21 protein-coding genes and 1 tRNA gene are annotated in these 21517 nt (G+C 71.5%); 12 read left to right on the top strand and 10 right to left on the bottom strand.

Translation table 11 applies throughout. From position 1 onward, the window contains the following. Positions 1-5 precede the first annotated feature (5 nt). The 3 genes from MOV08_RS21665 to MOV08_RS21655 form a co-directional block, all read right to left on the bottom strand. On the bottom strand, positions 6-710 hold the full coding sequence (locus tag MOV08_RS21665; RefSeq protein ID WP_107080460.1) for a TrmH family RNA methyltransferase: 705 nt from the start codon (positions 708-710) through the stop codon (positions 6-8). Positions 711-1232: 522 nt separating this feature from the next. Continuing rightward, a complete protein-coding gene (locus tag MOV08_RS21660; RefSeq protein ID WP_275308582.1) occupies positions 1233-2627 on the bottom strand; it encodes an HTTM domain-containing protein in 1395 nt (464 codons plus the stop codon). After that, a complete protein-coding gene (locus MOV08_RS21655) occupies positions 2624-3295 on the bottom strand; it encodes a DUF5819 family protein (protein ID WP_275308581.1) in 672 nt (223 codons plus the stop codon). The genes MOV08_RS21660 and MOV08_RS21655 overlap by 4 nt, the downstream gene beginning before the upstream one ends. A gap of 166 nt (positions 3296-3461) precedes the next feature. Here MOV08_RS21655 and paaA point away from each other — a divergent pair, with 166 nt between their 5' ends. The 6 genes from paaA to MOV08_RS21625 all read left to right on the top strand — a co-directional run bounded on the left by paaA (position 3462) and on the right by MOV08_RS21625 (position 8311). Continuing rightward, positions 3462-4445, top strand: coding sequence for a 1,2-phenylacetyl-CoA epoxidase subunit PaaA (gene paaA, locus MOV08_RS21650; RefSeq protein ID WP_039634811.1), 984 nt, complete (start codon positions 3462-3464; stop codon positions 4443-4445). Then, positions 4442-4813 carry a 1,2-phenylacetyl-CoA epoxidase subunit PaaB gene (paaB, locus tag MOV08_RS21645; RefSeq protein WP_420834195.1) on the top strand — a complete coding sequence of 124 codons (372 nt, stop codon included), beginning with the start codon at positions 4442-4444 and terminating at the stop codon, positions 4811-4813. The genes paaA and paaB overlap by 4 nt, the downstream gene beginning before the upstream one ends. Continuing rightward, positions 4810-5529 carry a 1,2-phenylacetyl-CoA epoxidase subunit PaaC gene (gene paaC / locus MOV08_RS21640; protein WP_275308580.1) on the top strand — a complete coding sequence of 240 codons (720 nt, stop codon included), beginning with the start codon at positions 4810-4812 and terminating at the stop codon, positions 5527-5529. Before paaB ends, paaC begins: the two co-directional genes overlap by 4 nt. Further along, positions 5523-6023: a 1,2-phenylacetyl-CoA epoxidase subunit PaaD gene (gene paaD / locus MOV08_RS21635; RefSeq protein ID WP_039634807.1), complete on the top strand. Its 501-nt coding sequence runs from the start codon at positions 5523-5525 to the stop codon at positions 6021-6023. Before paaC ends, paaD begins: the two co-directional genes overlap by 7 nt. Further along, the gene (gene paaE, locus MOV08_RS21630; RefSeq protein WP_275308579.1) at positions 6023-7069 is read left to right on the top strand and encodes a 1,2-phenylacetyl-CoA epoxidase subunit PaaE; all 1047 of its coding nucleotides are present in this window, start codon (positions 6023-6025) and stop codon (positions 7067-7069) included. The genes paaD and paaE overlap by 1 nt, the downstream gene beginning before the upstream one ends. 108 nt (positions 7070-7177) lie before the next feature. Further along, on the top strand, positions 7178-8311 hold the full coding sequence (locus MOV08_RS21625) for an acyl-CoA dehydrogenase family protein (RefSeq protein ID WP_039634803.1): 1134 nt from the start codon (positions 7178-7180) through the stop codon (positions 8309-8311). A gap of 80 nt (positions 8312-8391) precedes the next feature. On the opposite strand, the gene MOV08_RS21620 is transcribed toward MOV08_RS21625, so the two are convergent. The 4 genes from MOV08_RS21620 to MOV08_RS21605 form a co-directional block, all read right to left on the bottom strand. After that, positions 8392-8736, bottom strand: a complete 345-nt coding sequence (locus MOV08_RS21620) for a rhodanese-like domain-containing protein (protein WP_275308578.1) — start codon at positions 8734-8736, stop codon at positions 8392-8394. A gap of 10 nt (positions 8737-8746) precedes the next feature. Next, positions 8747-9712, bottom strand: coding sequence for a J domain-containing protein (locus tag MOV08_RS21615; RefSeq protein WP_275308577.1), 966 nt, complete (start codon positions 9710-9712; stop codon positions 8747-8749). A gap of 179 nt (positions 9713-9891) precedes the next feature. Continuing rightward, positions 9892-11439: a DUF2252 domain-containing protein gene (locus MOV08_RS21610; RefSeq protein ID WP_420834194.1), complete on the bottom strand. Its 1548-nt coding sequence runs from the start codon at positions 11437-11439 to the stop codon at positions 9892-9894. A 328-nt stretch (positions 11440-11767) separates the two neighbouring features. Beyond that, positions 11768-13030: an ABC transporter permease gene (locus MOV08_RS21605; RefSeq protein ID WP_338057184.1), complete on the bottom strand. Its 1263-nt coding sequence runs from the start codon at positions 13028-13030 to the stop codon at positions 11768-11770. A gap of 190 nt (positions 13031-13220) precedes the next feature. Here MOV08_RS21605 and MOV08_RS21600 point away from each other — a divergent pair, with 190 nt between their 5' ends. Further along, the gene (locus MOV08_RS21600; protein ID WP_039634795.1) at positions 13221-13655 is read left to right on the top strand and encodes a MarR family winged helix-turn-helix transcriptional regulator; all 435 of its coding nucleotides are present in this window, start codon (positions 13221-13223) and stop codon (positions 13653-13655) included. A gap of 77 nt (positions 13656-13732) precedes the next feature. On the opposite strand, the gene MOV08_RS21595 is transcribed toward MOV08_RS21600, so the two are convergent. Next, positions 13733-14095: a winged helix-turn-helix transcriptional regulator gene (locus MOV08_RS21595; RefSeq protein WP_039634792.1), complete on the bottom strand. Its 363-nt coding sequence runs from the start codon at positions 14093-14095 to the stop codon at positions 13733-13735. Positions 14096-14220: 125 nt separating this feature from the next. Between MOV08_RS21595 and MOV08_RS21590 the strand changes: the two genes are divergently transcribed. Next, positions 14221-14871, top strand: coding sequence for an FMN-dependent NADH-azoreductase (locus MOV08_RS21590; RefSeq protein WP_039634790.1), 651 nt, complete (start codon positions 14221-14223; stop codon positions 14869-14871). A 244-nt stretch (positions 14872-15115) separates the two neighbouring features. On the opposite strand, the gene MOV08_RS21585 is transcribed toward MOV08_RS21590, so the two are convergent. Continuing rightward, complete coding sequence (locus MOV08_RS21585) at positions 15116-16378, bottom strand: MFS transporter (protein ID WP_275308575.1); 1263 nt, start codon at positions 16376-16378, stop codon at positions 15116-15118. A gap of 100 nt (positions 16379-16478) precedes the next feature. Between MOV08_RS21585 and MOV08_RS21580 the strand changes: the two genes are divergently transcribed. After that, on the top strand, positions 16479-17471 hold the full coding sequence (locus MOV08_RS21580) for a LysR family transcriptional regulator (RefSeq protein ID WP_275308574.1): 993 nt from the start codon (positions 16479-16481) through the stop codon (positions 17469-17471). Between the two features lie 469 nt (positions 17472-17940). Here the strand turns inward: MOV08_RS21580 and MOV08_RS21575 are convergent. Continuing rightward, positions 17941-18024, bottom strand: a tRNA-Leu gene (locus tag MOV08_RS21575). Positions 18025-18479: 455 nt separating this feature from the next. Between MOV08_RS21575 and MOV08_RS21570 the strand changes: the two genes are divergently transcribed. The 3 genes from MOV08_RS21570 (at position 18480) to MOV08_RS21560 (ending at position 21501) form a co-directional block, all read left to right on the top strand. Further along, positions 18480-19298: an FhaA domain-containing protein gene (locus MOV08_RS21570; protein ID WP_039634788.1), complete on the top strand. Its 819-nt coding sequence runs from the start codon at positions 18480-18482 to the stop codon at positions 19296-19298. Positions 19299-19308: 10 nt separating this feature from the next. Continuing rightward, complete coding sequence (locus MOV08_RS21565) at positions 19309-19833, top strand: FHA domain-containing protein FhaB/FipA (protein WP_039634786.1); 525 nt, start codon at positions 19309-19311, stop codon at positions 19831-19833. A gap of 132 nt (positions 19834-19965) precedes the next feature. Then, a complete protein-coding gene (locus tag MOV08_RS21560; RefSeq protein WP_102926822.1) occupies positions 19966-21501 on the top strand; it encodes a PP2C family protein-serine/threonine phosphatase in 1536 nt (511 codons plus the stop codon). Positions 21502-21517 lie beyond the last annotated feature (16 nt).

The raw sequence follows: 21517 nt of genomic DNA, 5'->3' as shown, positions 1-21517 counted from the left end.
ACTGCTCACGGCGCCGGAGGCGGGCCGCCCCAGTGAAAGAGCGCCATGGCGACGCTCGTAGCCAGGTTGTAGCTGGAGACCTGGGGCCTCATCGGGAGGGCTACGAGCCGGGTGGCCCGCTTCCGGAGTTCCGGCGAGATGCCGTGCCGCTCCGACCCGAACGCCAGCAGCGCGTCATCAGGAAGCACCACGGATCTGATGTCGTCCCCCTCCGGGTCCAGTGCGTACACCGGCCCCGGCGGTAGATCGTCGAGCGGGAGGCTCTCGACCGCGGTCGCGTAATGAAGGCCCGCCGCTGCCCGCACCACGTTGGGGTGCCACGGGTCCATGTCGCCGGTGGTGACCACGCCGGTGGCGCCGAACCCCGCCGCGAGCCGGACCACGGCGCCGACGTTCCCGAGGTTGCGGGGGTTCTCCAGGACGACGATCGGAGCCGGCCGCGGGGTCCTCGACAGGGTCTCCAGATTGCGGTGGAGGTCGGGTCGAACGGCCAGACCGGCCACTTGGGTGGGATGCACCCTCGGCACAAGATCCCGGAGGGTTCCGGCCGGCACCTCGGTCACGAGATCGCCGATCCGGTGGGTGAGGTCGTCGGCCAACTCATCTGCCAACGCCAGGACGGAGCCCTTGTCGCTGGAGATCGCCAGGCGGACGTCCGCCTCGAAGCGGAGAGCGTGCTTCACGGCATGAAAACCGTCCAGCAGCACCATCTCAGGGGCAGTGTCCCGCCACTGTCGCACGACTGTGGTGATCTCGTCCTCGCTCACCACATCAGACTACGGCTCACGGCCGTTACCAGGGCCCGGGCCCTTCAACCACAGCCGTCTGGCGAGGGGACGTCGGCGACAGGAGCCCACAACGCCGGTTCTCGCAAAGAGCGGCAGGCTCAGAGAAGTCGGCTCACCGGGCACCCGTGGATCTCCGGTCGGCCTGAGAGGCACCCGTGCTCCCCTGGCGTCGTTCGCCGCTCGTGCGGACCGGCTGTCCGGCTTGCCGGCCGACTTGGCCGGGACGGCCGCCGAGCGAGGTGAGAGCGCGGCGCTTGGCAGACGACCGTCGCGCTCGTGGAGCAGCGGTAGCGATCGACGACGTTGCGGCGGTCGCCGTGGGCGAGCGGCCCGGGGCGTAGCGGGCCTCCCGCGGCCGGGGCCACGGGTGCGGCCCGACGCCGGTCTCGGGCCCGTGCCCCTCGTCCTACGGGAGGGGCACGGCGGGGGCGGTGGTTCCGCTGCTCACCCCACGAGCGGCTGGCCATCGCTGCCGGACCGGACGGCGGCCTCCGGCCCGGCGCCCCCGGCGGCGGTGCCCGGGCCGTGGTCGCCGGTGCCCGCGCTGGGGTCGCCGGTGCCCGCGCTGGGGTCGCCGGTGCGTCGGAACAGCCGGCGGCGCAGGCGGGTGAGCCGGCCGCCGAGCCAGGTCAGGAAGTTGGTCGGCAGGAAGACGGCGTCGGCGGTGATCATCGCCAGGGAGAAGAACGGCAGCCCCAGCAGGAACGCGATCGAGAGATGCTCGCAGATCATGACGACCAGCAGCGCGTTCTTCAGGCGCCGGTTGAAGACGGTGAACGGGAAGGCGACCTGGAAGATCACCGTTCCGTAGGTGATCAGCATGATCACTAGGCCGTTGCCGCCGAGCAGCTGGGACAGCTCCGGCCAGGGGGAGAAGTAGTCCAGGTGCATCGGGTAATAGACGGCGGTGCCGTCCTGCCAGCGCGAGCCCTGGATCTTGTACCAGCCGGCGGTGGCGTAGACCAGGCACACCTCGACCATGATCACCAGCAGGGTGGCGTTGTGCGCCAGCTTGGCGAGGGTGTCGAGGACGATCCGGGGCTCCCCGGGGGCGTGCCGTCGCACCGCCCACCACAGGCCGTGCGTCGCCCACAGTCCCCACAGGGCCAGGCTCCAGCCGAAGTGCGGGAACGGCCCGTGTCCGAACCAGGTGAGGCCGGGGGCGCCGGACAGCTGGGCCACGGCGAGGGCGAGGCCGAGCACCGCCCACAGGACGATGCCGGTCAGGTCGCGGGGCGGGACCGCGGCGTCTTCCCCGGGGGCGGCGGCCGCCCGCCGGGCGCGCCGGGCGTCCAGCGACCACACCTGACCGCACCGGGTCAGCACGAGGTAGATCGCCATCAGGTGGATGACGTTGTCGCCGCCGTCCCCGATGAAGACGCTGCGGTTCTGCAGCGAGAGCACGCCGACCATGAACAGCACCGACATGGTGCGGGTGCGCCAGCCGAGCATCAGCAGCGCGCTGACCACGATGGCGAGGACGTAGACGCACTCGAACCAGCCGCGGCCGTCGGACCACACCAGGACGGAGAAGCCGTGGTTGCCGTTGAGCAGCTGGCGCGCCATGCCGAAGTCCCAGGGGCCGGCGGGCCCGTAGAGCTGCTGCCGGTGGGGCCATTCGCGCAGCAGGAACAGCAGCCAGGTGCCGGCGAAGCCGATCCGGATGACGGCGGTCTGGTACGGGGCCAGCGCCCGGGCGGCGACCCGGGCGAAGCCGCGGCCGACGGCGCGTTCGATGCGGGTCTCCTGGTAGGCCGCGGGGGCCTCCTGCGGAGTCTGTGCGGGGGCGTCGGGGGTCCGGGCGGCGGTGCGCGGCTGCTGCGGCGTCGGTGACGTCACTTGTTGGTCGCCCCCTCGGGCAGGTCGTTCGCGGTGATCGGCCACCAGGGCAGGAGGCGGTAGACGGGCTGGTCGCTGATCTTCTCGGCGCTCCACGGCGGCGGGAGCACCGGGGTGGTCCGCGAGCGGATCTGGACCTGCTCGACCCGGTCGCCGCCCTTGGTCCACTCACCGGACATCCGGAGCATCACGATCCGCCGCAGGTAGCGGGCGAAGCTCTCGCCGCGCTCGCCGGTCGGGCGGTTCTGTGCGTCGAGGTTGTTGGAGAGCAGCTCCCAGCCGCGGCGCAGCTGGTTCTGCTGGGTGTGGCTGGGCAGCGGGTTGTGGAGGATGGCCTGCCCGTCGCGGGCGGTCAGATCGGTCCAGCCGGTGGTCCGCGCCGTGCCGTCCTGGGTGCGCAGCTGTGCGCGGACCTGGACGTCGGTGTTCTGCTGGAGGGGGTTGGGGGCGAACAGCTTCCAGTTCTGCTCGTACTCGGGGTAGACGTAGTCGTTGATCAGCCCGGCCTGCTGCTTACTGAGCGTGTTCGACGGTGCGATGTGCAGGAACATCATCGCGAGATGGATCAGGACGGCGACCGCGATGCCGCTGGCCGCCGTGCCTATGACGATCCGCGAGGGTAGCGACAGCGTGGCCAATGGCCGCGATTCGTCCCCGTATGACTGCATTCCCGCCCCGTTCCCCGTCCTCGTAACGGCCGACTCCGCCCCGGAACGGTACCTATGCGGCCGGCCCGAGCACACCTTCCCCTGGATATCCACAGGCTTGACACCCGCGGTCCGCCCACTCACCATTGAACCGAACGATCGGTCGGTCGGGAGGAGGGGGCACCACATGACGACGATCGCGCCGGAGGACACGGGCCAAGAAGCCCTGTTCGACGCAACCATCGCCGCGGACGAGCGGATCGAACCACGCGACTGGATGCCGGACGACTACCGCGCCTCACTGGTACGCCAGATCGCCCAGCACGCCCACTCCGAGATCATCGGCATGCAGCCGGAAGCAAACTGGATCACCAGGGCACCGTCCCTGCGCCGCAAAGCCATCCTCATGGCCAAAGTGCAGGACGAAGCCGGACACGGCCTGTACCTCTACAGCGCCGCCGAAACCCTCGGCACCGGCCGCGACGAACTCCTCGACAAGCTCCACACCGGCCGCCAGAAATACTCCTCGATCTTCAACTACCCCACCCTGACCTGGGCCGACGTCGGCGCCATCGGCTGGCTCGTGGACGGCGCCGCCATCACCAACCAAGTCCCGCTCTGCCGCTGCTCCTACGGCCCCTACGCCCGCGCCATGGTCCGGATCTGCAAAGAGGAGTCCTTCCACCAGCGCCAGGGATACGAGCTGCTGCTCACCCTCAGCCGCGGCACCGAGGCCCAGCACGCCATGGCCCAGGACGCCATCGACCGCTGGTGGTGGCCCTCGCTGATGATGTTCGGCCCGCCCGACGACGAATCCGCCCACTCCGCGCAGTCCATGGCCTGGAAGATCAAGCGCCACTCCAACGACGAACTGCGCCAACGCTTCGTCGACATCTGCGTCCCCCAGGCCGAAACCCTCGGGCTGACCCTCCCCGACCCGGACCTCCGGTGGAACGAAGAACGAGGCCACTGGGACTTCGGCCCCATCGACTGGACCGAATTCCGCGAAGTCCTCAAGGGCAACGGCCCCTGCAACGACGAACGGATCGGCCGCCGCCGCCGCGCCCACCAAGAAGGCGCCTGGGTCCGCGAGGCCGCCGCCGCACACGCCGCCAAACACCCGGCCCACACACCGCACGCCGGCACCGACCAGGAGGAGGCGGCCCGATGACGACACCACGCCCCACACACGCCCCGGCCGCACCCGCCGAACCCACCCGGCCGCACACCACCGCCGACCCCACGGCCACCACCGGCCCCACCGACTGGCCCCTGTGGGAAGTCTTCGTCCGCAGCCGCCGCGGCCTGTCCCACACCCACGCCGGCAGCCTCCACGCCCCCGACGCCCAGATGGCCCTGCGCAACGCCCGCGACCTCTACACCCGGCGCTCCGAAGGCGTCTCCCTATGGGTCGTCCCCTCCACCCAGATCACCGCCTCCTCCCCGGACGAGAAGGACACCTTCTTCGAACCGGCCGGCGACAAGCCCTACCGCCACCCGACCTTCTACGAAATCCCCGAGGGGGTGCACCACCTATGACACCGCACCCCACCACCCCCGCCCTGCCCCTCGGGGACGACGCCCTGATCCTCTCCCACCGCCTCGGCGAATGGGCGGGCAACGCCCCCGTCCTCGAAGAGGAAGTCGCCCTCGCCAACATCGCCCTGGACCTCCTCGGCCAGGCCCGGATCCTGCTCTCCCTCGCCGGCGACGAGGACGAACTCGCCTACCTCCGCGAGGAACGCCACTTCCGCAACGTCCAACTCGTCGAACAGCCCAACGGCGACTTCGCCCACACCATCGCCCGCCAGCTCTACTTCTCCACCTACCAAGAGCTGCTCTACGACCACCTCGCCACCACCGACACCCCGTTGACACCACTCGCCGGAAAAGCCGTCAAGGAGACCGCCTACCACCGCGACCACGCCACACAGTGGACCCTGCGCCTCGGCGACGGCACCGACGAGAGCCACACCCGCATGCAGCGCGCCCTGGACGCCCTCTGGCGGTTCACCGGCGAACTCTTCGACCCCGTCGACGGACTGGACGACGCCCCCTGGCAGCCCCTCCGCGACGAGTGGACCACCCGCATCACCGGCACCCTGGAGCGCGCCACCCTCACCGTCCCCGAAGGCCCCCGACACGGCGCCTGGACCGCCGGCGGCGGACGCCAAGGACTCCACACCGAACCCTTCGGCCGACTGCTCGCCGAAATGCAACACCTCCACCGCAGCCACCCGGGGGCGACATGGTGACCACCCCCACCACCCTGGAAGCGGAACTCCTGGCACTCGCCGGCTCCGTACCCGACCCCGAGCTGCCCGTCCTCACCCTCGCCGAACTCGGCGTCCTACGCGACGTACGGCTCACCGCCCCCGACCGCGTCGAGGTCACCCTCACCCCCACCTACACCGGCTGCCCCGCCATCGAAACGATGTCCGCCGACGTCCAACGCGTCCTCCACGACCACGGCATACCCCACGTCGAGGTCCACACCGTCCTCAGCCCGCCATGGACGACCGACGCGATCACCGAGGAAGGCCGCCGCAAACTCGAAGCGTTCGGCATCGCCCCACCCCGCCCCACCGGCCCAGCCCGCGGACCGATACCCCTCGACCTCACCCTCCGCTGCCCACACTGCGGATCGACCGACACCACCCTGCTCAGCCGGTTCTCCTCCACGGCCTGCAAGGCGCTGCGCCGCTGCGAGTCCTGCCGCGAACCCTTCGACCACTTCAAGGAGTTGTGATGTTCCACCCGCTCCGCGTGCGGGAGATCGAGCGACTCACGGACGACGCGGTGGCCGTCACCTTCACCGTCCCGCCCGCACTCCGCACGACCTTCCGACACACCCCCGGGCAGCACATCGCACTGCGCAGAACGGTCGACGGCCAGGAAATCCGCCGCACCTACTCCATCTGCACCCCCGCCACCGACGACCCCGTCCTGCGGGTGGGCATCCGCCTGGTCGAGGACGGCGCCTTCTCCACCTACGCCCTCAAGGAACTCACCGTCGGCGACACCGTCGACGTCATGGCCCCGGCCGGCCGCTTCACCCTCGCCCCCCGCCCCGGCCAGTTCGTGGGCATCGTCGGCGGCAGCGGCATCACCCCGGTGCTCTCCATCGCCACCACCCTGCTCGCCCGCGAACCACACGCCCGCTTCTGCCTGATCCGCAGCGACCGCACCACGGCCTCCACGATGTTCCTGGAGGAGGTGGCCGACCTCAAGGACCGCTACCCCGAACGGTTCCAGCTGGTGCACGTGCTCTCCCGCGAGGAACGCCAGACCGGCCTGCCCTCCGGCCGCCTCGACCAGGAACGCCTGCACACCCTGCTGCCCGCACTGCTGCAGACCGACGCCATCGACGGCTGGTACCTCTGCGGCCCCTTCGGCCTCGTCCAGGGCGCCGAACGAGCCCTGCGCGCCCTCGGCGTACCGCGCACCCACATCCACGAAGAGATCTTCCACATAGACAACGGCGCCGCGGCCCCCGTCCCCGCCGCCACCGCGCCCGCACACAGCACGGTGACCGCCACCCTCGACAGCCGCTCCGGCACCTGGCCCGTCCACGACGGCGAATCGCTCCTGGAAGCCGTACTCCGCAACCGCCCCGACGCCCCCTACGCCTGCAAGGGCGGCGTCTGCGGCACCTGCCGCGCCTTCCTCGTCTCCGGCGAGATCCGCATGGACCGCAACTTCGCCCTGGAATCCGACGAGGTCGACGCCGGATACGTACTGGCCTGCCAGTCCCACCCCGCCACCGAACAGGTCGAGTTGGACTTCGACCGCTGAGAACCACTCACCGCCGTCCGCGCCATTCCCAATTCCTGCAACATGTTCTACCTTGACGCCTCGTCAGATATCACTGTCGGAATCCGACGGCGCGCGGGAGGACGGACCGTGGACTTCACCTTCACCGAAGAACAACAGGCAGCCGTCGAAGCGGCACAAGCCGTCTTCTCAGCAGTCACCCCGGACAGCACACCCAGCCCGGCACTCACCCACGGCCCCGTGGCCGACGACTTCGACCGCCCCCTCTGGCACACACTCGCCAACGCCGACCTGCTCGGCCTCCCCATCGCCCCCGAACACAACGGCGCGGGCCTCGACCCCCTCGCCCTCTGCCTCGTCCTCCGCGAATCCGCCAAGGTCCTCGCCCGCGTCCCACTCCTGGAGTCCTACGCCGCCGCGCACACCCTCCAGCGCCACGCCACCGACGACCTCCGCGCCGAGATCCTCCCCCACATCACCACCGGCGACCTCGTCGTCACCACCGCCTCCCACGGCCGCACCGGCCACGACCCGGCCGAACTCGCCGTCACCGCCCACCAGGACGGCACCACCTGGACCCTCGACGGCACCCACACCGCCGTCCCCTGGGCCCCCACCGCCGACCGGATCCTGCTCCCCGCCCACACCCCCGACGGCCACACCCTCCTCGCACTCGTCCCCCGGGACCGCACCGGCCTCACCCTGCACGACCAGACATCCACCAACGGCGAACGCCACGCCGAGGTCCACCTCGACTCCGTACGCACCGACGCCCGGGAAACACTCACCGACCCCGCCGCCTGGAACACCCTGCGCGACCTGCTCACCACCGGCACCTGCGCACTGGCCCTGGGCCTCGGCGAACGCGTCCTGACCATGACCAGCGACTACACCGGGAAACGCGAACAGTTCGGCTTCCCCCTGGCCACCTTCCAGGCCGTCGCCGTCCAGGCCGCCGACCGCTTCATCGACCTGCGCGCCATGGAATCCACCCTCTGGCAGGCCGCCTGGCGCCTCACCACCGGAGCAAGCGGCCCCCTACCGCCCGCCGGGGACATCGCGGTCGCCAAGATCTGGGCCTCCGAAGGCGTCCGCCGCGTCGTCCAGACCGCCCAGCACCTCCACGGCGGCTTCGGCGCCGACACCGACTACCCACTGCACCGCTACCACGCCTGGGCCAAACAACTCGAACTCTCCCTGGGCCCCGCCGCCGCCCACGAGGAAGCACTCGGCGAACTCCTCGCCGCACACCCGCTCAGCTGAGACCCACGCGACACGGGCCACCACAGCAGACCAGGCCCTACGGGGAGATCCCCGAGGGCCTGAAGGAGATCCCCGAGGACCTAGATGACGGTCCCCACACCGCCCTTGCCGTCCGACACCGGACGCCCGGCCGCCTCCCACGCCTGCATACCGCCCGCGACATTCACCGCGTCGATGCCCTGCCGGATCAAATACTGCGCGACCTGAGCCGACCGCCCACCGACCCGGCACATCACATAGACCTTGCCACTGTCCGGCGCCGCCTCCGTCAACTCCCCGTAACGGGCGACGAATTCGCTCATCGGAATGTGCAGCGCGCCCTCGGCGTGCCCGGCCGCCCACTCGTCGTCCTCACGGACGTCCAGGAGGAAGTCCTCGGGCGTGAGGACATCGACACCGACCGTGGGCACAGAACCAAAATGCATACTCCCGACGCTACCCGACCAGCTGGGCGAGATACGCCTCGCGTTCCCGGACATCGGCCATCAGCTTCTCGGCGATCTCGTCCAGCAGAGCATCCGGATCGTCCGGCGCCATCCTGATCATCGAGCCGATCGCGCTGGCCTCCAGCTCCGCGACGACCGAAGCCAGCAGCTCCTTGCGCTCGGCCAGCCACTCCAGCCGGGCATAGAGCTCCTCGTTCTCACTCGGCCGACGCTCGGCGGGCGCCGGACCGGCCTCCCACTCCCGCACCAGCTCCCGCAGCAACGCCTCGTCGCCCCGCCCGTACGCAGCGTTGACCCGCGCGATGAACCCGTCCCGACGGGCCCGCTCCGCGTCGTCCCGCGCCAGGTCCGGATGCGCCCGGCGCACCAGGTCACGGTAGAGCTTGCGGGCCTCCTCGCCGGGCCGCACCTTCGGCGGCGGCTGAACCGGCTGATCCGTGAGCATCGCCTGCGCCTCGGGGAACAGCCCCTCCGACCCCAGCCAGCCGTGGAACAACTCCTCCACCTGCGGCATCGGCAACACCGACGCACGTGCCTCGCGGGCCTTACGGATGTCCTCGGGGTCGCCGGAGCGCGCCGCCACGGCCTCCGCGATCTGCGCGTCCAGCTCGTCCAGCCACGCGTACATGGGGCCGAGCCGCTGGTGGTGCAGCCGGGAGAAGTTCTCCACCTCCACCCGGAAGGTCTCCACCGCGATCTCGAACTCGATCAGGGCCTGCTCGGCCGCCAGCACCGCCTTCGCCAGCCGCCGGGTCCCCTCGTCCCGACCATCCGCGCCCTCACCCGCGCCCTGCGGGCCCCCGCCGGGAGCGGGGGCCTCCCCGTCGCCCCGCTCGGCGCCCGGCACCGCCCCGCGGGCATCCGCCGCCCGCGGTTCGGCCGGGGCGCCGGGTGTCCCCGGTACGTCCGGTCGGTCCTGGCCGTCCTGCGCGTTCTCCGCGTGCGAGTTCGTCACCTGGTCAGCGTACGGCCCGGGGGGTGCGGCCACCTGACCGCACCGGGGGCCTCGGGGCCCCTCCCCCCCGGCCCCCTCCCCACCCACCCCCGCGCCTCACCCCAACCACCGCCCCACCCCACCCCTCCCCGCAAAGCCCCCGAAAGGAGCCGGAAAGACCCGGAAGGCCCCCCTCGCCGTTACACCCCGCTCTCCGCCGCGATGCGACCACTGCGTATCGCCGCGACCAGGTCCGCGTGATCCGCTTCCGTGCGCTCCGCGTAGGCCACCGCGAAGGCCGCTATCGCCTCGTCGAGTGCCTCGCCCTTGCCGCAGTAGCCGGCCACTACGCGCGGGTCGGCGCTGTGGGCGTGTGCGCGGGCCAGGAGTGCACCGGTCATCCGGGCGTAGTCGTCGAGCTGCCCGTCCGACAGCTGGGCCGGATCCACGCTGCCCTTGCGGTTCCGGAACTGCCGTACCTGGAAAGGCAGTCCCGTGCCCAGACCGTCCGGCGCCCCCGCGCCACTCGACCGCTCCTCCCCGGCGACGCCATGGACGCCGGATACACCGCGTATGCCGTGTGCGCCATGTATGCCGTCCGTCGTGCCCTCCCGTACCGTCGTCCATCCCAGCAGCAGGTCGCTGACCACCTGCATCCGTCGCTGTCCGAGCACCACGCGCCGGCCCTCGTGTTCCGCCGGGGGCGCGGGGAAGCCGACCTTCGCCACGTAGGGCGCCAGTATCGAGCGGCGGGCCTCCTTCACCTGGAGGACCAGGGGCTCGCCACGGTGGTCCAGCAGCAGCACCACGTATGACCGCAGTCCGACGCTGCCGGTGCCGACTATCCGGAAGGCGACGTCGTGCACCGCGTACCGGGCCAGCAGCGGCAGTCGGTCCTCGGGAAGCGTCTCCAGATAGCCGGCGAGTGACGAGGCGACCGCTGCCGCCTCCGCGTCCGGTACCCGGCGCAGCACCGGCGGCGCGTCGACGAACCGTATGCCGCCGTCCGGTCCGCGCTCGGTGGATTTCGCCGCGAACCGTGCGCTGGTGTTCTTGCGTGCCTTGGCCTCGACCCGTTCGAGGGTGCCCAGCAGGTCTCGGGCGTCGGTGTGCGAGACCAGTTCCTCGTCGGCGATGGCGTTCCACGCCTCGGTCACCGGGAGCTTTGCCAGCAGCCGCATGGTGCGCCGGTAGGCGCCGGCGGCGTCCCGCGCCGCGGCCTTGCAGTCGTCCTCGCTCGCGCCCGCCTCCCGGCCGGCGAGAACTATCGACGTCGCGAGCCGTTTGACGTCCCATTCCCAGGGGCCGTGGACGGTTTCGTCGAAGTCGTTGAGGTCGATGACCAGGCCGCCGCGGGCGTCCGCGTAGAGGCCGAAGTTCGCGGCGTGCGCGTCTCCGCAGATCTGGGCCCCGATGCCGGTGACGGGGCTTTCCGCCAGGTCGTGGGCCATGAGTCCGGCCGAGCCGCGGAGGAAGGCGAAGGGGCTGGCGGCCATCCGACCGACCCTGATGGGCGTCAGTTCGGGCAGCCGCCCGGCGTTGGATTCCTCGACCGACGCCACCGCGTCGGGTCGCCCGGCCGTGATCCGCAGAACGGCCTGTTCGTCGCGGGGCAGTTGATCCCGCAGTGCCCGGCCCACGGCCTTGGCCGACGGCCCTTCCGCGTCCGCCTTTGCGAACCCCGGTACGTATGGCACGCGCGTCATGGCGGCCACCTCCCCCTTCGTGCCCTTGGTTTCGCGCGGCATCCCTGGTGTGCCCCGGCACACCGGCATCCCCCGCGTCCGTCCGACTCGGCGGCCTGTGCGGCTCGCCGGGCACTGACGTTACCGACAACGGCCCGGCGTCCGTCGGGCCTGTGGATAACTCTCGGAGGCGGACGGGGGGAGGACCGGAGGAAACGGATCGGACCGCCGGGCACCCCCAGGAAGGACGGGCGGAAGCGAGGAAGGGGGCGACGAAGGGAGCGAAGAAAGGAGGGGAGAAGGTGAGAAAGGGGCGAGCAAGCGGAGAAGGAGGCGGAGGAGGAAGCGGCCGGGCGAAACTGCCCGGCCGCTGCGGCATTGGCGGCGTCGGCTAGACGCCCACGGCCTCTTCCATCTCCTCTTCCGTTTCGCTGTCGCGCTGCGCGGTGGGCCGCGCAGCGGCCCGTTCAGGGGTGCGTCCGGGGGCTCGTTCCGGCATCGTGGCGGCTACCGCGGCGGCGGCCACCGCGCCGGCGTTGGCCACCGCTTCGGCCTCGGCCGTGCGTCGCCGCTGCTCGGTGAGAGCCGCCGCGGCGACCATCAGCATGCCGACGAGCAGCCATCCCGCGAGCGTCCAGACGTGTCCGGCGAGGCCGTGGCCGTCGAAGTAGACGTGGCTGCGGGTGCCTTCCACGAAGCCGGCGCCGTTCCAGAAGGAGTGCAGGGCGGCGAAGAAGCCGTTCTGCATCTCGGGGCGGAAGATGCCGCCGGAGGAGGTGAAGTTGAGCATCACGAAGAGCACCATCACGCCGAGCGTGGTCCAGCGCTTGAGGAAGATGTGCAGGCCGGTGCCGAGGAGCAGGATGCCGGCGGAGTACAGCCAGGCCATGCCCCACAGTGCCCACAGGCCGTGGTCGACCAGGTGGAAGACCGGTCCGGCGAAGAGGGTCCCGATGACGGCGACCACGAAGGAGGTGCCGGTCGCCAGGGCGGCGCGGATCCGCATCGGGAGGACGGCGCCGGCGCCGCCGATGACCGCGACGGAGGCGTAGGAGCCGATGCTGAGGGCGACGAGCAGGAAGAAGATGCCCTGTCCGGTGGGGTCGTGCGCGGCGGTCGGTGCGATGTCGGTGACCGTCAGCGGGGCGCCTTGTCGGGCGGCGAGCGGGGTGAAGATCTTCTGGACGACGGTGGCGCTGGTGTCGGATCCGGCGGTGGCCACCAGGAGTTCGGGGCCGTGGTGTGCGTCGCCGTTCCGGGAGAGGGCGGCCCGGTCGGTGGTACCGGTGCCGGTGCCCGTGCCGTTGGCTTGGTTGCCGCCGGCCAGGTAGGCGCCGAAGATCTCCTGGTTCTTCAACTGGCCGACGGCGGTGGCCCGGTCGGGGACGGTGCGTGCTTCGAGTTCGCCGTGTGCCGTGTCGTTGATGGTCTGGGCGAGTACTTGGGCGTGCGTGCCGGTTCCGACGATGGCGACGGGGAGGTGGTGCGGTGACGGGTCGGCGAAGGCGCCGAGGTAGGCGAGTCCCATCCCGATGCACATCAGGAGCGGGGTGATCAGGTGTGTCACCACGTGGCGCAGGTCGCCGGGCCGGACCGGGTGCCGGTCGCTTCGGTGGTCGCTTCGGTGGTCGGGACGTCGTCGGTCCGCGGTCATGGGCAAGCCTTCTCAGTAGTCGTCCGGGCCGGTTGTGTGGTGGGCCGGTCGTCGTCGTTCAGCTGTGGCCGGTGGGTTGTGGCTCCGGTGCCCGGGCGAGCGGGCGGACGCCCCGCCAGTAGTTGGCTATTACAACTCTCATGCCACGTTGTACTGTACAACTAGTTTCCCGAAAGGCAAAGGCGACCCCGTGACCCACCGCGACGCTTCCGTCGAGACCATCCAGCAGGAGATGACCGCGTTCGCCCGGCGCGCCCGCGCGACCGCCGCCCGGATGCACCCCGAGCTCTCCCTGGTGTCCTACACCCTGCTGGCGCACCTCGATGACCAGCAGGGATGCCGCGCCACCGACCTGGCGGCGCACTACTACCTGGACAAGTCCACGGTCAGTCGACAGATCGCGGCACTGGAGAAGCTCGGTCTCGTCGAGCGGCGCATCGACCCGGACGACCACCGCGTCCAGGTCCTGCACCCCACCGAGGAGGGCGCCCAGGCGCTCGCCCATGTGACCGCCAGCCGCCGCCAGGCGTTCCACGAGCGGCTCGCCGACTGGGACGAGGAGGACCTCGACCGGTTCGCCTCGTACCTGGTGCGCTACAACGCCACCCAGGAGCAGCTCGGTTGACCCACCGGGAGGGGTGCGACCAGCCCTCCCGCAAGCGCCTCGACCGCCCCTTCGGGAGCGGAGCCCCGCCCGCGGCGCTACTTCCGGAAGCGCTCCGGGCACTGCCCCCCGTCGGCGAGGTAGGTCTCGGCCCAGCGGCCCAGTTCCTTGAGGGCGGGCTCCATGGCGCGGCCGGCCTCGGTGAGCCGGTAGGAGACCCGCAGCGGCGGTCCGGCGTCGACCTCGCGGACGACCAGGCCGGTCGCGGCCAGCTCCATCAGGCGGTCGGAGAGCATCCGCTCACTGATGCCGGGGATGGCGCGCCGCAGGTCGGCGAAGTGGACGGGGCCGGGCATGAGAGTGGCCACGATCAGGCCCGTCCAGCGCTTTCCGAACAGTTCGAAGACGCGCGTCATACCGCCGTCGACCTGCCTGCACATCGCCTCACCGTGGTCCGCCATACACCCAGGGTACCGCCCTCCCGTTGGCTACTGCAGAAAAGTAAGTTCCTGTGCTATGAATAGTGACGTACGGAATTCAACTAGTGGTCGGTCCCGCCCGGCCACATAGCGAAGGACCGATCCCCATGGCCACGCTTCTGCTCATCGACTCTTCCGTCTTCCCCGAGGGCGGCTCCGCCTCCCGTGCGGTGACCGCCGCGTTCCGCAAGACCTGGGAGGAGCAGCACCCCGACGGCACCGTCATCCACCGCGACCTGGCCGCCGACCCGCTGCCGCACCTCGACGCCGTCGCCGCCTCCGCCGGCTTCTCCGACCCGGCCACGCACACCCCGGAACAGCAGGCCGCCTTCGCACTGCGCACCCAGCTGGCCGAGGAGCTGGAGCAGGCCGACGCCATCGTCATAGGCGCGCCCATGTACAACTTCACGATCCCCTCGACCCTCAAGGCGTGGCTCGACCAGGTGATCATCATGGGCCGCACCATCGGTGAGAACGCGTCGGCGAAGGGCAAGCCGGTCGTCGTGGTCGCCAGCCGCGGCGGCTCCTACGCGCCGGGCACCCCTCGCGAGCCTTTCGAGTACGTCCAGAACTACCTGGAGGCCGTCCTGAACGGTGGCTTCGGCCTGGAGGTGGAGTTCATCGTGCCGGAGCTGACCATGGCCCCCAGCAACCCGGCGATGGCCGAGCTGGTCCCGCTGTTCGAGACCTCCCGCGCCAAGGCCCACGAGCAGGCGGAGGCCAAGGCCAAGGAGCTGGTCGCGCGCTTCGCCGCCTGAGCGGAGACCGCGCCGCCTGACGGGAGGCCCGCCCGGACCGTGCCGGTCCGATCCGTGGGCCCCGCCGTCCGGCGCCCCGAGGAAGAACGGTCGTGCCCCACCTGCCCCATGGGCGGGGCTGACCGCTCCCGGCCTGTGTTCCGCCCGCCCGGGTCCGCGTCCCGTCCACCTCGCCCCGTGGCCGTGGCACCGTCTCACCCGTGGCGTCACCTCGTCCCCGTGACACCACCCCACGGCCATGGCCTCACCCTGTGGCCGCCGCTCCCCGGCCCGGGCTCCTGCCCAGCGCCGCGGCCAGCAGCGCGCCCGCCGCGAGTCCGCCGCCCAGCCCGATCACGCCGCCGGTCCCCCAGCCGTCCGCGGCCAGCCCGCCGATCAGCGCGCCCAGCGCGATGGCCGCGTTGAACACCGCCACGAACAGCGCCGAGGCCGCCTCCCGGGCGTCCGGCGCGGCCGCCATCAGCCAGGTCTGCGTACTGACCGAGACGCCCCCGTAGGCCAGGCCCCAGACGGCCACCAGGGCCGCGGCGCCCAGGACACCGGCGGCGTGCCCCATCGGGGGCACCAGCAGGACCGCGGCGGTCAGCACCGCGCAGATCGCCAGCAGCGTGGCCCGTGGGGCGCGGGCCGCGCCGGCGCCGGCCAGGAAGTTGCCTGCCAGCCCGGCGACCCCGAAGGCGAGCAGCACGGTGCCGACCTGTCCGGGCCGCGCGCCGGCCACCGTCTCCAGGACCGGCCGCACATAGGTGTACGCGGAGAAGTGCCCCGCCACCAGGAGCGCGACGAGCACCAGCCCGGTGCGCAACGGAGGCCGGCGCAGCAGCCCCAGCACCCCGCCCAGCCGCACCGCGCCGGGCGCCGGCAACGGGGGCAGCAGCACGACCAGCGCGACCAGGACCACGGTGCAGACCCCGGCCATCGCCGCGAACGCCGCGCGCCAGCCGCCCAGTTCACCCACCAGCGCGCCGGCCGGCACGCCCAGGACGGACGCCGCGGCGACCCCGCTGAATATCAGGGACGTGGCCGCGGCCACCCGCCGCTCGGGCACCAGCCGTACCGCGAGCCCCGAGGCGATCGCCCACACCCCACCCATCCCGAGCCCCACCAGTACCCGGGCCACCAGCAGCACCGCGACGTTGGGGGCGTAGACGGCCAGCAGGTTCGCCACGGTCAACGTGCCCATCAGGGCGGCCAGGACGGTGCGCCGGTCCCGGCGCCCGATCAGCAGCGTCAGCACCGGTGCGGCGAGGGCGGCGACCACGCCGGTGACGGTCACCGTCAGCCCGGCCGTCCCGTCCGACACCCCCAGGTCCCGGCCGATCGGCGTCAGCAGGCCCACCGGCAGCATCTCCGACGTCACCACCGTGAACGTCCCCGCCGCCAGCGCCCCGACCGCCGGCCACCCACCGCGCCGGCGCCTCGACTCCCCTTCTGCCGCGTCCCGTTGGAGATCCTCCACCGTGCCGGTGGCAGCCGCGCCGGTCACCGCACTCTCGCTCTTCGCCATGGCTCCCAGCGTTCCGGCGCCGCCGCGGGGGAACAACGGCGAACTCCTCACCCTTCTATGAGCAGGACTCATCGATCGACCGCACCTGGAGGAGGGGCGCATGAGCGGCCCGACCGCCCCCGCCGGCCCCGTAGGCGCTCCCGGCCTCGAACTCCGCGAGCTGGAGTGCTTCCTGGTGCTCTCCGAGGAGCTGCACTTCGGCCGTACCGGGGAGCGTCTCTACGTCTCCCAGAGCCGGGTCAGTCAGCTGCTGCGCGCCCTGGAGTCCCGGATCGGGGCGCGGCTGGTGGACCGCACCAGCCGCCGGGTCCGTCTGACGCCGCTGGGCGAGGAGTTCCACGCGTCCCTGCGCCCGGCCTACGACGCGCTGCGCGCCACGGTGGAGGGCGCCCGCACGGCCGCCCGCGGCATCGAGGGCCGGCTGACCGTCGGCTTCCAGGGCACCGCCGACGACCGGATCATGCGGGCGATCGATACCTTCCACGCCCGGCATCCGGGGTGCGCCACGCAGATCGTGGAGATCCCGCTGTGCGACCCGTTCGGTGCGCTGCGCAGCGGTGCGGTGGACGTGGCGGTGACGCTGCTCCCGGTGGCCGAGCCGGATCTCGTCCTGGGGCCGGTGTTCTCGGCGCAGCGGCAGACGGTGGCGCTGTCCGTGCGGCACCCGCTGGCGTCCCGTGCGTCCTTGAGTGCCGAGGAGCTGGCGGGGCTGCCCCTGATTGCCCCGGACGGGCCGGCGCCGGTGTACTGGCGCACCGCGCAGGCGCCCATCGCCACCCCTGAGGGCCGGTCCGTTCCGGCCGGTCCCCGGGTCAGCACGCTGCAGGAGGGGTTGACGCTGGCCGCGGCGGGCCGGGGCGGGATGCTGCTGTGCCGGCCGACGGCGGACTACCACGGGCGCCGTGACGTGGTCTTCGTCCCGGTCACCGGCCTCCCCGACTCGGTGCTGGGCGTGGTGCACCACGCGGCCCGGGAAACCGCCCGGGTCCGGGCCTTCACCGCCGCGGTGCGGGAGGTGACGGCGGCCGGCACCTCCCCGCGCCCGCGCCACCGGCCGGACACCGCGAACGGCGAAGCACGGCGCGGGAGGTGAGGGAGGGATGTGGCGCGGCGAACGCCGAGCGTCGCAGGAGGTCCCGCCGGGCGGCCCCGGTCAGCAGCGCGAAGCGGGAGGCGTCGAGGTCCGGGGCGGGGATGCCGGAGCCGTTCAGCCAGTGGTGCGGGGGCGGACGGGCCGCGGTCGATGTCGGTGACGGTGCGCGCCTTCGCCCGCCGCAGGGCGGCCGACGCCCTTCCACCGACCCGAACCCGCCCTGCCTGTAGTCAATGTCACACCCCGGTGGGGACGGCTCGCCTTCTCCACCACGACAGCTCTGGCTGCGCCCGCGGCAGTCGGCATCCGTCCGCCCACCACCTCGAACAGAGCCGCGGCACCGACCGGCAGAACGGCGGCAGCCCCCCGCCGATCGCGGGGGGCTGCCGCCCGAACCACACAAACAACGAGGCCGGTTGATCCGACTTCCGTCGAATCAACCGGCCTCGTATGGTCAGATGACCATCTGTGCGCGAGGGGGGAGTTGAACCCCCACGCCCTTTCGGGCACTGGAACCTGAATCCAGCGCGTCTGCCTATTCCGCCACCCGCGCATGGGTGCTGTCGGTTTATTCTCTCACGCGATCCGGGCCGTTCGGTCCGGGTCTTGCGGGAGCGCCTTCCGACATCGAGAACATTAGCACGCTGTTGGGGGTGTCTTCACACGCCTTTCCCCCGGTCCCCGGCCTGCGGAGGGTGCGGGGGCACTCGGGGGCGACCCCGCGCGTTCTCCGGAGGGCCACCTGGGACGCTGGCCTGAGTCGGCCCCCGCCCCCTCGGTCGGGTCGGCGGTTGCGGGACACTGTTAACGGGGCACATCTACGATCGCAGTGGACAGGAAGCGACGTAGGGAGGCGACGAGGAGGACGACGGGCACCGGGCAACCCTGTGGTGGGCGACACTCGTCCTCCAGGCAGGAAAGGGGAACCAGCCGATTTCCCGGCGCGTGGATACGATCAGTAAGCAGTATCAGGGCGACCCTGACGAAGACTGAGGAAGGAGGTGCCCCGTGGGAGTACTGAAGCGTTTCGAGCAGCGTCTCGAAGGTCTCGTCAACGGCACCTTCGCCAAGGTGTTCAAGTCCGAAGTGCAGCCCGTCGAGATCGCCGGCGCGCTGCAGCGCGAGTGCGACAACAACGCCAGCATCTGGAACCGCGACCGCACGGTCGTCCCCAACGACTTCATCGTCGAGCTGAGCACTCCGGACTACGAGCGGCTGAGCCCGTACAGCGGCCAGCTCGGCGACGAGCTGTCGGGCATGGTCCGCGACTACGCCAAGCAGCAGCGGTACACCTTCATGGGCCCGATCAAGGTCCACCTGGAGAAGGCCGAGGATCTCGACACCGGTCTGTACCGCGTCCGCAGCCGCACCCTCGCGTCCAGCACGTCCCAGGACCGTCCCGGTCAGGCCGCGGCGGCCCGCGCCACCGGGGCGCCGAATCCCCCCGGTGGTCATGTGGCGCCGCCCATGCCGTCGTCCCCGCCGCCCGGTGCGGCGCCCGTGCCCCGTACGGGAGCGCCCGGTGCCGGGCCGCAGCCCCCTGCGCAGACCCGGCGCTGGATCGAGATCAACGGCACCCGTCACCAGATCTCCCGCCCGACCATGGTGCTGGGCCGCAGCACCGACGCCGACGTGCGGATCGACGACCCCGGGGTCTCCCGGCGGCACTGTGAGATCCGGGTCGGGACGCCCGCCACGATCCAGGATCTGGGTTCCACCAACGGGATCGTGGTGGACGGGCAGCACACCACCCGCGCTAGTCTCCGCGACGGCTCGCGGATCGTCGTGGGCAGTACCACCATCGTTTACCGGCAAGCCGAAGGGTGAAGCGGGGCCAATGTCAGAGCTGACCCTCACGGTCATGCGGTTGGGTTTCCTCGCCGTACTGTGGCTGTTCGTCATCGTGGCCGTTCAGGTCATCCGCAGCGATCTGTTCGGCACGCGCGTCACACAGCGCGGTGCCGCCCGCCGCGGCGGGCCGGAACCGCGCACCCAGCGCCAGGCCGCCCCCCAGCAGCAGCGCCGCCAGGAGAGCGGCGGTCGCGGCGGGAACCGGCAGCGGCGCGGGGCCCCCACCAAGCTGGTGGTCTCCGAAGGGACGCTGACCGGTACGACCGTCGCCCTCCAGGGCCAGACGATCACCCTGGGGCGGGCACACGACTCCACCATCGTGCTGGACGACGACTACGCGTCCAGCAGGCATGCCAGGATCTACCCGGACCGCGACGGTCAGTGGATCGTCGAGGACCTCGGTTCCACGAACGGCACGTACCTTGACCGGACCCGACTGACGACCGCGACTCCGATTCCCCTGGGAGCCCCGATCCGCATCGGCAAGACCGTCATCGAGCTGCGGAAGTAGTACGACAATGAGCGAGCGGAGCGAGCGAGCCGTAACGGTCCACTCGGCGGACCCGGGCGTGCTCCCGACCGGAGGGTGGGCAGTGTGGCTCGACGAGACCGGCTGTACCCCGAGCCGACGGGTGAGGTGCGCATGAGTCTGTCGCTGCGCTTCGCCGCCGGATCGCACAAGGGCATGATCCGCGAGGGCAACGAGGACTCCGGCTATGCCGGGCCCCGGCTGCTCGCCATCGCGGACGGCATGGGCGGCCAGGCCGCCGGTGAGGTCGCCTCGTCCGAGGTGATCTCCACGCTCGTCCAGCTCGACGACGACGTTCCCGGCTCCGACATCCTCACCTCGCTGGGCACCGCCGTGCAGCGCGCCAACGACCAGCTGCGGGTGATGGTCGAGGAGGATCCGCAGCTGGAGGGCATGGGCACGACCCTGACCGCGCTGCTGTGGACGGGCCAGCGGCTCGGTCTGGTGCACGTCGGCGACTCCCGGGCGTATCTGCTGCGGGACGGGATGCTGACCCAGATCACGCAGGACCACACGTGGGTGCAGCGGCTGGTCGACGAGGGTCGGATCACCGAGGAGGAGGCCACCACCCATCCGCAGCGGTCGCTGCTGATGCGGGCGCTGGGCAGTGGCGATCATGTCGAGCCGGACCTGTCGATCCGCGAGGTGCGGGCCGGGGACCGGTATCTGATCTGCTCGGACGGGTTGTCCGGGGTGGTCAGCCACCAGACGCTGGAAGAGACCCTGGCCGGTTACCAGGGGCCGCACGAGACGGTGCAGGAGCTGATCCAGCTCGCGCTGCGCGGCGGTGGGCCGGACAACATCACCTGCATCGTCGCCGACGTCCTGGACGTGGACGGCAACGAGGCGGCGGCCGGGCAGCTCAACGACACCCCCGTGGTGGTCGGTGCGGTCGCCGAGAACCAGCACCAGCTGAACGACCCCAGCACGCTCCAGACGCCCGCGGCGCGCGCCGCCGAGCTGGGCCGCCGGGACGCGCAGGCCGCTCCGGGGGGTGCCTTCGGGCCGCCCGGCAGCGGGGACCCGGAGGTCGGCGGGATGCCGCAGGGCTCGTTCGGGGCGTTCACGGACGAGGACTTCCTCAAGCCGCGGCGGCGCGGCAAGTGGCTGAAGGCGTCGCTGTTCACGGTGCTGGCGCTGGGGGTGATCGGCGGAGGGCTGTACGGGGGCTATCAGTGGACGCAGACGCAGTACTTCGTCGGCGCCAAGGACGATCATGTCGCGCTGTACCGGGGCATCAGCCAGGACCTGGCGTGGATCAAGCTGAACGCGGTCGACGAGGACCACCCCGAGATCGAACTCAAGTACCTGCCGGTGTACCAGCGCAACCAGGTCAAGGAGACCATCGCGGTCGACAACCGCAATCAGGCGAGCGAGAAGGTCGTCGAGCTCGGCAAGCAGGCCGGCGCCTGTCAGGCGAAGGAGCAGCGCGAGGCCGCCGAGCGGGCGGCCGGGGCCGCCAAGGGCAAGGGCGGCCAGGCCGGTAAGCCCGGTGGTACGCCGACGACCGGCGCCAAGCCGGGGACCGCGGGTAACGGCGTGGCCGGGACGCTGGCCGCGACGGCCGGCACCACTCCCACGCCGACGCCCAGCCAGACGCCCTCCGAGGAGCAGCAGAAGCTGGAGAAGAATTGCAGCACCCAGCAGTGAGGGCGTAGAGGGCCGG

Origin of the sequence: Streptomyces yunnanensis, assembly GCF_029011865.1 — a bacterium.
Classification (GTDB): Bacteria; Actinomycetota; Actinomycetes; order Streptomycetales; family Streptomycetaceae; genus Streptomyces; species Streptomyces yunnanensis.
Note: the sequence above shows the minus strand (reverse complement) of the source record. Positions and strands in the feature narration are given on the sequence as shown.